Annotated in this window: 12 protein-coding genes; 5 read left to right on the top strand and 7 right to left on the bottom strand. The window is 59.9% G+C overall.

Going from position 1 to position 12231, the window contains the following annotated elements:
• Positions 1-6: 6 nt before the first annotated feature.
• Entirely contained in the window at positions 7-501 is a 495-nt protein-coding gene (locus QOL81_RS15630) for an anti-virulence regulator CigR family protein (protein ID WP_283439917.1), read from the bottom strand.
• A 441-nt stretch (positions 502-942) separates the two neighbouring features.
• Between QOL81_RS15630 and QOL81_RS15625 the strand changes: the two genes are divergently transcribed.
• Positions 943-1122 carry a hypothetical protein gene (locus QOL81_RS15625; protein WP_025160261.1) on the top strand — a complete coding sequence of 60 codons (180 nt, stop codon included), beginning with the start codon at positions 943-945 and terminating at the stop codon, positions 1120-1122.
• A gap of 54 nt (positions 1123-1176) precedes the next feature.
• Here QOL81_RS15625 and QOL81_RS15620 read toward each other — a convergent pair whose 3' ends face one another.
• The 5 genes from QOL81_RS15620 to QOL81_RS15600 form a co-directional block, all read right to left on the bottom strand.
• Positions 1177-2058 carry a nucleoside-specific channel-forming protein Tsx gene (locus tag QOL81_RS15620; protein ID WP_070914894.1) on the bottom strand — a complete coding sequence of 294 codons (882 nt, stop codon included), beginning with the start codon at positions 2056-2058 and terminating at the stop codon, positions 1177-1179.
• Between the two features lie 373 nt (positions 2059-2431).
• Positions 2432-2704, bottom strand: a complete 273-nt coding sequence (locus QOL81_RS15615) for a hypothetical protein (protein ID WP_049272745.1) — start codon at positions 2702-2704, stop codon at positions 2432-2434.
• 73 nt (positions 2705-2777) lie between these two features.
• Positions 2778-3671 (bottom strand): aromatic amino acid DMT transporter YddG, encoded by an 894-nt coding sequence (gene yddG / locus QOL81_RS15610; RefSeq protein WP_060419307.1) that lies wholly within the window; start codon positions 3669-3671, stop codon positions 2778-2780.
• A gap of 91 nt (positions 3672-3762) precedes the next feature.
• The gene (locus tag QOL81_RS15605) at positions 3763-5133 is read right to left on the bottom strand and encodes an APC family permease (protein WP_025302554.1); all 1371 of its coding nucleotides are present in this window, start codon (positions 5131-5133) and stop codon (positions 3763-3765) included.
• Between the two features lie 308 nt (positions 5134-5441).
• Positions 5442-6860, bottom strand: a complete 1419-nt coding sequence (locus QOL81_RS15600; RefSeq protein ID WP_049296669.1) for a glutamine synthetase family protein — start codon at positions 6858-6860, stop codon at positions 5442-5444.
• Between the two features lie 219 nt (positions 6861-7079).
• Here QOL81_RS15600 and puuD point away from each other — a divergent pair, with 219 nt between their 5' ends.
• From puuD to QOL81_RS15580, 4 genes are read left to right on the top strand one after another with little or no spacing between them, the layout of a single operon-like run.
• Complete coding sequence (gene puuD, locus QOL81_RS15595; protein WP_060440103.1) at positions 7080-7841, top strand: gamma-glutamyl-gamma-aminobutyrate hydrolase; 762 nt, start codon at positions 7080-7082, stop codon at positions 7839-7841.
• Positions 7838-8395, top strand: a complete 558-nt coding sequence (puuR, locus tag QOL81_RS15590; protein WP_049288046.1) for an HTH-type transcriptional regulator PuuR — start codon at positions 7838-7840, stop codon at positions 8393-8395. Before puuD ends, puuR begins: the two co-directional genes overlap by 4 nt.
• A 15-nt stretch (positions 8396-8410) precedes the next feature.
• Positions 8411-9907 (top strand): aldehyde dehydrogenase PuuC, encoded by a 1497-nt coding sequence (gene puuC / locus QOL81_RS15585; protein ID WP_283439916.1) that lies wholly within the window; start codon positions 8411-8413, stop codon positions 9905-9907.
• A gap of 11 nt (positions 9908-9918) precedes the next feature.
• The gene (locus tag QOL81_RS15580; protein WP_025302550.1) at positions 9919-11199 is read left to right on the top strand and encodes an NAD(P)/FAD-dependent oxidoreductase; all 1281 of its coding nucleotides are present in this window, start codon (positions 9919-9921) and stop codon (positions 11197-11199) included.
• Between the two features lie 43 nt (positions 11200-11242).
• Here QOL81_RS15580 and budC read toward each other — a convergent pair whose 3' ends face one another.
• Complete coding sequence (gene budC / locus QOL81_RS15575) at positions 11243-11998, bottom strand: meso-2,3-butanediol dehydrogenase (protein WP_025302549.1); 756 nt, start codon at positions 11996-11998, stop codon at positions 11243-11245.
• Between the last annotated feature and the right edge of the window lie 233 nt (positions 11999-12231).

Here is a 12231-nt window from a genome sequence, read left to right as displayed (position 1 = left end):
CAGGCGTTAGTCGAACACGCCATTGATAACGGAAGCCACAATCGCGGTGCTGAGTGCGACCAGCACCAGATCGTCGCCGGCGATACGCCACTCATACCCCGGGTACTGCGGCAGCTCACGCAGCATAGAGCGCGGCACCACTTTTTTGGCGATGCCCGGCGGCAGCGGTTTACCGCGCGCCAGATTCTTGGCGATGCCCGGCGGCAACGAACGGTAGCCGGTCAGGCCATAGTTGTGCGCCAGCGCACGGGCGCGATCGCGCGAGAGGTTGACGGTGATCAGATTGTCGTCGTTACGATAAACGCCGTTATCATAATGGTCTTTATTGCCTTTGTTACCGTGATTGCCGTTATTGCCATGGTTACCGTTATTGCCGCTGTTGCCATGGCCATTACCGTTGCCGTTACCATTGCCGCCCTTATCGGCCAGAGCCGGAGCGGATGACAACCCCAGCGACGCGATCAGCGCCAACACCGTGAGGGTCGTACGACGTTTGTTCATGTTGTGTATTCCTGCGTGGGTGACTCTCTTGACTATAGCGGGCCTTTCCCGGACGAAGTATAAGGAAAACTCCGAGATGATGACGCGCGAGACGGCAGACGCGCCAAAATCTTGTTTTAACGCAAAACGCCTCGAAAATGCCGATACTTACCTCAGATTTTTCTTGAAGAAAAATAAGCCTTACGCTAGCGTGGGAAGGTAACAAAAAAGAGTTAGCGTGCTCTTTTTCGTCGCACCTCAAATCTTATTCTTATCATCCATAATGATAATAGCGAACACTTCCCGCCTCTCCGTGCGGGATTCTTTTTCCCGCCGCCGTCGCCCCAATCTGGTGCTTTATGTTGAGATTTAGTTGCCGATAATTTACATTCGCTGTCTGAGAAACCTCAACCTCCCGCGGTGGCCAGGCTGGCAACGGGTGGGCGTTCAGGAGCAAAAGACGTGCAAATGACCCTCATGGAATACATCACTCGACACTTTAACGGCGATCTTCATCGTTACGCGCAGTCGGAAGGCGTCAGCCGTGAACAAATCATTAGTTGGATAAATAATGAATGTCACGTGATCAAAGGCAGGCTGTTTATGCCGGTGAAGCATCTCCCGGTCGAACAAGCCCAGTGATGACGAAAAAAAACCCCGCCAGGCGGGGTTTTCTGTTTCTGATAACACGGAAAATCAGAAGTTATAGCCGACCACGAGGTAATAACCCCAACCGGTAGACTTGATCGGGCCCTGCGGGGTGCCGATATCCGCGCCATCCTGCCACTGGCCGCCGTTATGGAAATAACGCGCCACGAAAGAATAGTGCCAGTGATCGTAGTTCAGCGCCAAAATATGGCTGGAGGCGATCGAGTTGCCGGTGCGTACCTGTTTGCCGGTGCCGTCAACCCAATGGCTGTCCTTGCCCAGATCGGAACCGAAGTCGAAGTTGGTGAAGCCGATGTAGCTCAAGTTGCCGCCCCACACCTGGGTCAGCGGCACGAAGTATTTCACCTTGAAGCGGTAACCGTCCCAGCTGTTCTCGTTGGCAGCCTGGTAGTTTTCCCACTGGTATTTGGCATAGATGTTCATCGACAGGCTCATCGGCAGGCCGGTGTCGATATCGGTGCCCAGACCCATGTACCAGGTGTTTTGACGGCCGTCGGCGTTGTGGCCCAGATCATAGATGTAGTTGTTGGCGAAATACCACTCTTTGAACGGCCCGAAGCTCAGATCGGTGCCGGTCAGCTTGTCGATGGAGAAGCGCGGTTCAATCTCCATAAACATTGGGGAGCCTTTGTCCCAGATGCCGCGGTCCGGGGTGTTGCCCACGCCGAAGAACTTCGGCACGTCAACGTAACCGTAGAAATCGAACCAGTCTTTCTTGGCGAAGGCTTCGTATTCGAGATACACGTCGTTATTCAGCTGCGGCCCGAAGCGGGTGTGGTAGCTGCCCACCACGTTGACGCTCTGGTGCCACCAGTCGGAGACATATTGACTGTCTTTGCTATCAGCCATTGATGATGCACTGTAAGACGCTGCGAGCAGTACACCTGCTGCGAGAGCTATTTTTTTCATTTTATTACCACATGCTTAAAGGGCCATTTCCTGCCCGTTTAGAAAAGATGACAATGAGTCTGCCGACACCTGGCGTTGTCTTCACACAGAAACTCGGATGACGCGCGCATTATAGAAACCACTGACTGTAAGAATCTGTGATCCAGTTACGCATTTCGCGAATAGGTAATCGATTGCGTTCACATTTGTCAAATTATGTTTCATGAAAATTCACATTCGCTGTGATTTTAGTCATGCACATCGATTTTTAGCGCAGTTTTTGAACCAACTGTCATCAGGGCGTCACCTGCCCATTATCGCGACGTGGAAAAGAAAAAGCCGACGCATGAACGCCGGCCTTCATCAAAATCAACAGAAAATACGCAAAGCGAAATCAGTTCACCGCCGGCACCGCCTTGGCGATGTTTTCCTGGCGGAACGCCACCTCCTCGCCGTTTTTCACCTCCCAGCTGGCGACCGGAATGTCGGTCTTGGGCGCCGCCGCAACGACGGAACCGTAAATCAGCTTGTCGTCGCGGCGCAAAATATAAACGTCGAGCTGATATTCATGCCGCAGATTCGCCGTGGTCAGGCGCACGGTATCGCCGCGTTCATAGTGATGCGCGTCGATTTCGGGTTGTTGAATAAATTGAATGTCGCTTCTCATCGTCGTCGTTCCTTCAGGCAACATGGCTAGTTAAATTCTAGTTCAACATTGCGCCGACGGCGGATAATTTCCGTTAATTTCCACGGGTTGCCCGCCAACAGATCAGCGAGCCGAGCGTCACCATCGCCACGCCCTGCCAGAAATTGGCGGTTAGCGAGGTGTGCAACACCAGCGCGGCGAACACCGCCGACAGCACCGGGGTAAAATAAGAGACGGTGGCCAGCAGCGTCATGTTGCCGTGCAGAATGCCGACGTTCCAGGCGGCATACCCCGCCCCCATCGCCACCCCGGCGCACAGCAGCGTCACGATCACGCCGAGGCTGAACTGCATGCCGCTTTCCGCGCTGAAGGCATATTTAAGCCACAGCGCCAGCGCGGTCAGCACGATGAACAGCACCACGCCGTTGCTGCCCTGGGCGATCTTCTTGGTCAGGTTGCAGTACAGCGCCCAGATCACCGCACCGCTGAACGCCAGCCCGTAGCTGAGCGGATTGCTGCGCACGTTGGCCAGCATTTGCGCCGGTGACCAGCCACCCTCGCCGCTCATGATCCAGCCGATGCCGAACAGCGACAACAGCAGCCCCGGCAGCAGCCACCATTTGGCCTTTTGCCCGTTGAGCGCCAACGCCATCAGCACGGTGAAACAGGGCCACAGGTAGTTGATCATGCCCACTTCTATCGCCTGCAGGCGGGTATTGGCGTAGCCGAGCGACAGCGACAGGCAGATCTCGTAGCTGACGAACAGCAAGCTGCCGACGATGAGATAAGGCCGCGGAAAGCTGCGCCATTTCGGCACGCCGAGCGCCACCAGCAAAAACACCGCGCTGACGCTGTAGATCATCGCCGCGCCGCCGATCGGCCCCAGCCCTTCGCTGACGCTGCGGATCAGGCCGACGACGCTGCTCCACAGCACAATGGCCAATAAACCGAACAGCGTGGCGCGGGTACGCGAGGGCAAAGCGGGCATAAGGCGGATCCAATGGGTTATTTTTTATCAGGTTTTTCACTCTACTGCCGCACGCGCCAAAAAGAAAGGCGGGAAATTCCCGCCTGTGATTTTATTGCTGCGGCTGCCGCTCGAGCTGCGGCGGCGGCTGGCGAAAACGCCGGGTCAACCAGGCCAAATAGCCGAAGCCCAGCGTCGCCCAGATAAGCCCCATGGTCAGCGAGCTCTTCTCCAGGTTCAGCCACAGCACCCCCACCGTCAGCGCCCCCACCAGCGGCAGGAACAGGAAGTTGAAGCGATCCTTCCAGCTTTTGTTGCGCCCTTCGCGAATAAAGAAGTGGCTGATGACCGACAGGTTGACGAAGGTAAAGGCCACCAGCGCGCCAAAGTTGATCAGCGCCGTGGCGGTCACCAGATCGAACGACAGCGCAGACAGCGCCACCAACCCGACCATCAGCACATTGAGCGCCGGCGTGCGCCATTTAGGGTGGATGTAGCCGAAGAACTTCTCCGGGAACACGTTATCGCGCCCCATCACGTACAGCAGGCGCGACACGCTGGCGTGCGACGCCAGGCCGGAGGCCAGCGTGTTGATGAAGGTCACGCACAGGAAGATCGACTGGAACAGCTTGCCGCCGACGTACAGCGCGATCTCCGGCAGCGCGGCGTCGGGCTGGTGGAAGCGTTGAATGGACGGGAAAAACAGCTGAATGAAGAACGACACGCTGATAAAGATCACCCCGCCGTACAGCGCGGTCAGGAAGATGGCGCGCGGGATCACCTTGGCGGCGTCGGGCGTCTCTTCACACAGCGTGGTGACCGCATCGAAGCCGAGGAACGAGAAGCACAGGATAGTGGCGCCGGTAATGATCGGCAGCAGATGCGCATTCTCGCTGAGGAACGGCCGCAGGCTCCACACCGTGCCCATCCCCTCGCCGTTGTGCAGGCCGCGCACCACCAGGTAGATAAACACCAGAATGATCGCCACCTGCGCCAGTACGAACAGGGTATTGAAGTTGGCCACCAGATTGACGCTTTTCAGGTTGATGGCGGTAATCAGGATAACGAAGCCCACCACCCACACCCAGGGCGGCACTTCCGGGAACAGCGCGGTCAGGTAAATCTTCGCCAGCAGCGTGTTGATCATCGGCAGGAACAGATAATCGAGCAACGATGACCACCCCACCAGAAAACCGACGTGCGGGTTGATCGCCTTCTGCGCATAGGTGTAGGCGGAGCCGGCGGTAGGAAACTGGCGCACCAGTTTGCCGTAGCTGATGGCGGTGAACAGCACGCCGGCCAGCGCCAGCAGATAGGAGGTCGGCACATGGCCGTCGGTGAGGCCGGAGACGATGCCGAAGGTATCGAACACCGTCATCGGCGTCAGATAGGCCAGGCCCATCATCACCACCTGCCACAGCTTGAGGGATTTGCGCAGCTGCGGTTTGCCCGCCGGGCCGCCGTCGATGGCTTTAATCGTCATGGCATTTCCCCTCTTGGTCCTCTGCTGTCAACCGTGCAACGTCATTCAGAGAGGCCGCGGGGAAACTGCTGCTCAGGCGGCGGGAAAAACGGGTTGGGATCACTGTCGGGCGGCCGGCGACCGGCCCGTAGGCACTACGGCACAGGCAAACGTCTGCGCAGGGGGATGACTGAGTCATGGTTATTTCCTCGTCGGCGTCCTGTACGCCGTGATAGAAGAAATTCTGTACCGCAGCGCGCAGCCTCACCGGCCACAGGAGAGCCGATGAAATGCGCCAGACGCGCGCGGTCGTCGCAGGGTGAGCGGGATCAGGCGTTTTTCAGCATCCACTCGATTTCGGTTTCGGTGATCAGGCGCTCGAACTGCACCAGCTCATCGGTTTTGCAGGCCAGGTAGACATGGCTGAAACGTTCGCCCAGCAGTGCATTGAGCACCGGCTGATGTTCGAACTCGTACAGCGCGTCGCTCTGGCGAATCGGGAACGGCAGCCCATCCTGCTCCAGCCCGTTGCCGGTCACCGGCTCAGGCAGCGGCAGCGCGCTTTCCAGGCCGTAGACGATGCCGGCCAGAATGGTCGCCATCACCAGATAAGGGTTGGCGTCGGCGCCCGCCACGCGGTACTCCACACGGTGGTTGTCGCGATCGCCGCAGGGAATGCGCAGCGCCACGGTGCGGTTGTTATGCCCCCAGGAGGCCTGGGTCGGCACGTACATGCCGGGCTGGAAGCGGCGGTAGGCGTTGACGTTCGGCGCCAGCAGCGCCATCGAAGACGGCATCAGGGCGATCATGCCCGCCAGCGCCTGTTTCAGCAGCGCCGAGTCTTCGCCGTCGTCGTCGGCGAACACGTTGTTGCCCTGCGCATTCAGCATGCTGATGTGCACGTGCATGCCGCTGCCGGCGTGCTCCTCATACGGCTTGGCCATAAAGGTGGCCTGCATGTTGTGGTTCTCGGCCACCATGCGCACCAGCCGCTTCAGCGCCAGCGCGTGATCGCAGGCCTGCAGCACGTCGTCGGTATGGTGCAGGTTGACTTCAAACTGCCCCGGCGACGCCTCCGCCACCGCGCCGTCCGCCGGAATGCCCTGCAAACGCGCCAGTTCGTCGATCTCGCTCAGCACGTCGGCGAAATGGTTCAGGTTATCGACGGAATACACCTGGCTTTGGGTGTTGCGCTCTTGCGTGCCCGGCGCGCACGGCGGCTGCAGATAGCCCTCTGCGTCGCGTTGACGATCGATGAGATAGAACTCCAACTCTACCGCTACCACGGGGGAAAGCCCGCGCTGACGCAAACGCTGCCACACTCGGTTCAGCACATTGCGCGGTTCAACGTCAAAGGGAGTGCCATCTTCATCCAGCATGGTGAGCAGCACCTGCGCAATATATTGCGGATCCGCCGCCGACGGCGTCAGCGTGCCCGGCACCGGCACGCACACGTGATCCGGCTCGCCCAGCTCCTGCCCCAGCCCGGCCTCTTCGACGACGTTGCCGAGAATATCCATCGCAAATACCGACGCCGGGAAGTAACAGCCCTTCTCCAGCTTGCTCAGGCCGCCGACCGGGATGCGTTTGCCGCGGAAGCTGCCGTTCAGATCGGTCAACAGTACGTCGACATGTTGGGTTAACGGATAACGTTCCAGGTACTTCTTCACTTCGCGCTGGAACGCGCTACTTCGTCTCTCTTCACTGTGCTGAACAAAGTTTTCCACTTCTACGATGTTGGTCTGCATGGTTCACCCGCCGTTTGTGTTTTGCTGTCGTCGATGTTTATTGACCGTATTGTTCAATATAATGCCCACAAATGAAACGTAGATGAAACAAATTTGTTTTGCAAGTGTTGCTTTTGGTTTGAATATTGCCCAATCGACTGCTAGATTTATAGAATATTGAACGAAATCGGCGGTGGAGAAGCTTATCGTTCATAATTTCGAACGTACCAAGGGGATAGCATGGACAATATATTTAACAGACCAGTCATCGGCGTCGTCATGTGCAGGTATAGGTTAAACGGGCACCTCACACAGACCTTGCAAGAAAAGTACCTGAATGCCGTTATCACCGCCGGCGGCTTGCCGATCGCCCTGCCGCACGCGCTGGCGGAGCCGGACATGCTGGCGGAACTGCTGCCGCGCCTCGACGGCATTTTGCTGCCGGGCAGCCCCAGTAATGTGCAGCCGCACCTTTATGGTGAAAACGGCGATGAGCCTGACGCCGATCCTGGCCGAGACGCGTTGAGCCTGGCGCTGATCCGCCAGGCGTTCGACAGGCGCATTCCCCTTTTCGCCATTTGCCGCGGCATGCAGGAGATGGTGGTCGCCACCCAAGGTACCCTGCATCGCCGCCTGTACGAACTGCCCGAGCTGCAGGAACACCGTGAAGATCACGACCTGCCGCTGGAACAGCAATACGCCCCCGCCCACGAAGTCATCGTTCAGGAAGGGGGGCTGCTTTCGCAACTGATACCGGATTGCAACAGATTCTGGGTGAACTCGCTGCACGGCCAGGGCGCCAAAACCCTGGGCGCGAGCGTTCGCATCGAGGCGCACGCCGCCGACGGGCTGGTGGAGGCGATCAGCGTGCGCGATCAGCCTTTCGCGCTCGGCGTGCAGTGGCACCCGGAGTGGAACAGCGACGAGTACGCCCTGTCGCGCCTGTTGTTTGATGGTTTCATCACCGCCTGTCGGAACTATCAAAAGGAAAAACGCCCATGAGCGACGTCAGCTTGGCACCGGGAAAACGTCTGTCGCAGATCCGTCAACAATTAGGGTTGTCGCAGCGCCGGGTCGCCGAACTGTCTGGGTTAACCCACAGCGCCATCAGCACTATCGAGCAGGACAAGGTCAGCCCGGCCATCAGCACGCTGCAAAAGCTGCTGACGGTATACGGTCTGTCGCTGTCGGCGTTTTTCGCCGAGCCGGAAAAACCGACGGAGCCGCAGATCGTGATCGGCAGTGACGATCTGATCGAAATCGGCAGCCAGGGCGTTTCGATGAAGCTTATTCATAACGGCGACCCGAACCGCACGCTGGCGATGATGATCGAGACCTACGAACCGGGCACCACCACCGGCGAGCGCATCAAGCACCAGGGGGAAGAGATCGGCACGCTGCTGGAGGGTGAAGTGGTGCTGCAGGTCAACGGCCAGAGCTATCACCTGTTGGCTGGGCAAAGCTACGCCATCAATACCGGCATCCCCCACAGTTTCAGCAACACGTCGGCGCGCATTTGCCGGATTATCAGCGCCCATACGCCGACGACATTCTGATCAACGGAGCCAGGCATGAACTTTCACCATTTGCAGTATTGGCAACAACGGGCGCAGGCCCTGAAGATTGAGCACCAGCTGTTTATCGACGGCCGCTACCAGCCGGCCGCCGCGGGGAAAAGTTTCGCCGTGGAAGATCCCGCCGGGCACCGTGAGCTGGCGCAGGTCGCGCGGGGCGAAGCCGCCGACATCGATCGGGCGGTCAGCGCGGCGCACGCCGCCTTTGAGCATGGCGACTGGGCGCAAGCCGCCCCGGCGCAGCGCAAGGCCACGCTGCTGCGCTTCGCCGAGCTGATGGAGCAGCATCACGAAGAGCTGGCGCTGCTGGAAACGCTGGACACCGGCAAACCGATTCGCCACAGCCTGCGCGACGACGTGCCGGGCGCCATTCGCTGCATCCGCTGGTACGCCGAAGCGATCGATAAGGTGTACGGCGAAATCGCCCCCACCGGCCGCGATGCGCTGGCGCTGATTGAACGCGAGCCGATCGGCGTGGTCGGCGCCATCGTGCCCTGGAACTTCCCGCTGCTGCTGGCCTGCTGGAAACTCGGTCCGGCGCTGGCCGCCGGCAACAGCGTGGTGCTCAAACCCTCCGAAAAATCGCCGCTGAGCGCCATCCTGCTCGGCAAACTGGCGCAGCAGGCCGGGCTGCCGGACGGCGTGCTGAACGTGGTGCCCGGCTATGGCCACGACGCCGGCAAGGCGCTGGCGCTGCACCGCGACGTCGACGCCCTCACCTTCACCGGCTCCACGCTGGTGGCGAAGCAGCTGATGATTTACGCCGGCGAATCGAACATGAAACGCGTCTGGCTGGAGGCCGGCGGCAAGAGCGCCAATATCGTCTTCGCCGACTGCCCGGATCTGGATCAGGCCGCCCGCAGCGCCGCCGCCGGCATCTTCTATAATCAGGGGCAGGTGTGCATCGCCGGCACTCGCCTGCTGGTCGAAGCGAGCATTGAGCAAGAATTCCTGCAGGCGCTGCGCAAACACGCGGCGGCCTTCGTTCCCGGCGATCCGCTCGATCCCGCCACGGTGATGGGCACGCTGATCGACAGCGGCCACTGCGAAAAAGTGGCCGGCTATATCGATCGGGGGCTGAGCCAGGGCGCCGCGCTGTTCCTTGACGGGCGCGACCATCCGCAGGGCGACCACGCAGGCTACCTGGGGCCGACCATCCTCACCCAGGTGAACAACGCCATGAGCGTGGCGCGCGATGAAATCTTCGGCCCGGTGCTGGCGGTGACCACCTTCGACGACGAGCAACAGGCGCTGCAGCTGGCCAACGACAGCGACTACGGCCTCGGCGCCGCGGTCTGGACCCGCGATCTGGCCCGTGCGCACCGCATGGCGCGCCAGCTGAAGGCCGGCACGGTGTTCGTCAACAACTACAACGACGGCGACATGACCGTGCCGTTCGGCGGCTACAAGCAGAGCGGCAACGGTCGCGACAAATCGCTGCACGCGCTGGACAAGTTCACCGAATTGAAAACCACCTGGATCTCGCTGGAATAAGGGCTTATCTCATGACTGAACACGTAAAAAGCTACTATGCGGCCACGGCCAACGCACATCAGCCCTATCCGCAACTGAATGAATCTATCGAATGCGACGTCTGCGTGATCGGCGGCGGCTATACCGGCCTCTCCTCCGCGCTGTTTCTGGTGGAAGCCGGCTATAACGTGGTGGTGCTGGAAGCGGCGCGCATCGGTTTCGGCGCCAGCGGCCGCAACGGCGGCCAGTTGGTCAACTCTTACAGCCGCGACATTGATGTGATTGAAGAGCGCTACGGCGCGGAAAGCGCCCGCCTGCTCGGCAGCATGATGTTTGAAGGCGCGGAGATCATCCGCAGCCGCATCAGCCGCTACGCCATCGACTGCGACTACCGCCCCGGCGGCATCTTCGCCGCGCTGAACAACAAGCAGTTCCATGCGCTGATCGAGCAAAAGCGCAACTGGGAACGCTACGGCAATACCCAGCTCGAGCTGCTCGATGCGGATCGGGTACGCCAGGAAGTTGCCAGCGATCGCTACGTCGGCGCGCTGCTCGATCACAGCGGCGGCCACATCCATCCGCTCAACCTGGCGCTGGGCGAGGCCGAGGCGATTCGCCTGCAGGGCGGGCGCATCTTCGAACAATCGGCGGTGACGAACATCCGCCACGGCGAACCGGCGCTCATCAGCACCGCCAACGGCCAGGTGAAGGCGCGTTTCGTCATCGTCGCCGGCAACGCCTATCTGGGCGACAAGCTGGAGCCGCGGCTGGCCAAGCGCAGCATGCCGTGCGGCACTCAGGTGGTGACCACCGAGCCGCTGGCGCCGGAGATCGCGCAGGCGCTGATCCCGCAGAACTACTGCGTGGAAGACTGTAACTACCTGCTGGATTACTACCGCATCACCGCCGATCATCGCCTGTTGTACGGTGGCGGCGTGGTGTACGGCGCGCGCGATCCGGACGACATCGACAACCTGATACGGCCAAAATTGCTGAAGACCTTCCCGCAGCTGAAAGGGGTGCGTATCGACTATCGCTGGACCGGCAACTTCCTGCTGACGCTGTCGCGCATGCCGCAGTTCGGCCGGTTGGAGAATAACGTGTACTACATGCAGGGCTACAGCGGCCACGGCGTGACCTGCACCCATCTGGCGGGCAAGCTGATCGCCGAGCTGATGCGCGGCGACGCCGAACGCTTCGACGCCTTCGCCAAGCTGCCGCACCTGCCGTTCTTCGGCGGGCGCAATCTGCAGATCCCGTTCACCGCCATCGGCGCAGCCTACTACACGCTGCGCGACCGCATCGGCGTCTAAAACAGCAGGCCCGGTCATCCTGACCGGGCCTGTGCGTTAACGCTTAAACGATCTTCGGCTGGCCGTCCGAGGCGGTCGCCCCGCCATCGACCGGGATGTTGGCGCCATTGATAAAGCTGGCGTCGTCGCTGGCCAGGAACGCCATCACCGCCGCCACTTCTTCCGGCTCCGCCGCACGCCCCAGCGCGATGCGCTCATTGAACTTGTCGCGGATCTCCTGCGGCCAGCCGTTGGTCATGTTGGTTTTCACCAGGCTCGGGCAGACCGAGTTGATACGCACGCCGTCACCGCCGTGGTCCAGTGCCATGGCGCGCGTCAGGTTGACCACCGCGCCTTTCGCCGCGCAGTAGTAGGCCGCGCCCCAGTCGCCGCCCAGGCCGGATACCGACGCGGTATTGACGATACAACCTTTGGTCTTCAGCAGGTGCGGCAAGGCGAATTTGGAGCAGAACACCACGCCGTCGATATCGACCCCGGCGATGCGGCGCCAGTCGTCGACGCTGGTTTCCAGCACGCTGCCCGCCACGTGTACGCCGGCGTTGTTCAGCAGGACGTCGATGCGGCCCAGTTTTTCCGCCACCTCGTTCATCATTTTTTCAACCGCGACGTGATCGGACACGTCGATATGTACCGCCATCGCCCGGCCCTTCGGCAGCGAAGCGGCAACCTTATCTACCGCCTCTTTGGCCCAGTCAGCCAGCACCACGATGGCACCCTCGGCGGAGAAACGCCGCGCCGCCGCTTCCCCCATGCCGTTGCCCGCACCGGTGATAACCACGACTTTATTGTCAAAACGCATGAGACCTCCTCCATGTGAACGTATTTATATAAGTCATACAAATCTCATTACCCCGAGGATAAGGCGCCCCTCCCCTGAGAGCCAGTCAAAACGTGCGGTTTATTAACCAAAAGGAGGTATGTCAGTGATTTCAATGCGCTAGATTAACCTTTATCGGATTTTGGCCAACATATTGATGGATAAAATAAAATTACGGTGAGTCACTATTTGCCTGGCGGATTGTCAGCGGGCGA

The organism is Serratia sp. CC22-02, assembly GCF_900182895.1.
GTDB classification, from domain to species: domain Bacteria; phylum Pseudomonadota; class Gammaproteobacteria; order Enterobacterales; family Enterobacteriaceae; genus Serratia; species Serratia nevei.
The sequence above is the reverse complement of the archived record's forward strand: the minus strand, read 5'-3'. Positions and strand labels throughout refer to the sequence as shown.

Coding starts and splice junctions, on each gene's coding strand:
- budC (WP_025302549.1), bottom strand. CDS start 11,998: ATGCGTTTTGACAATAAAGTCGTGGTTATCACCGGTGCGGGCAACGGC.
- puuD (WP_060440103.1), top strand. CDS start 7,080: ATGGACAATATATTTAACAGACCAGTCATCGGCGTCGTCATGTGCAGG.
- QOL81_RS15630 (WP_283439917.1), bottom strand. CDS start 501: ATGAACAAACGTCGTACGACCCTCACGGTGTTGGCGCTGATCGCGTCG.
- puuC (WP_283439916.1), top strand. CDS start 8,411: ATGAACTTTCACCATTTGCAGTATTGGCAACAACGGGCGCAGGCCCTG.
- QOL81_RS15605 (WP_025302554.1), bottom strand. CDS start 5,133: ATGACGATTAAAGCCATCGACGGCGGCCCGGCGGGCAAACCGCAGCTG.
- QOL81_RS15620 (WP_070914894.1), bottom strand. CDS start 2,058: ATGAAAAAAATAGCTCTCGCAGCAGGTGTACTGCTCGCAGCGTCTTAC.
- yddG (WP_060419307.1), bottom strand. CDS start 3,671: ATGCCCGCTTTGCCCTCGCGTACCCGCGCCACGCTGTTCGGTTTATTG.
- QOL81_RS15600 (WP_049296669.1), bottom strand. CDS start 6,860: ATGCAGACCAACATCGTAGAAGTGGAAAACTTTGTTCAGCACAGTGAA.
- puuR (WP_049288046.1), top strand. CDS start 7,838: ATGAGCGACGTCAGCTTGGCACCGGGAAAACGTCTGTCGCAGATCCGT.
- QOL81_RS15580 (WP_025302550.1), top strand. CDS start 9,919: ATGACTGAACACGTAAAAAGCTACTATGCGGCCACGGCCAACGCACAT.
- QOL81_RS15615 (WP_049272745.1), bottom strand. CDS start 2,704: ATGAGAAGCGACATTCAATTTATTCAACAACCCGAAATCGACGCGCAT.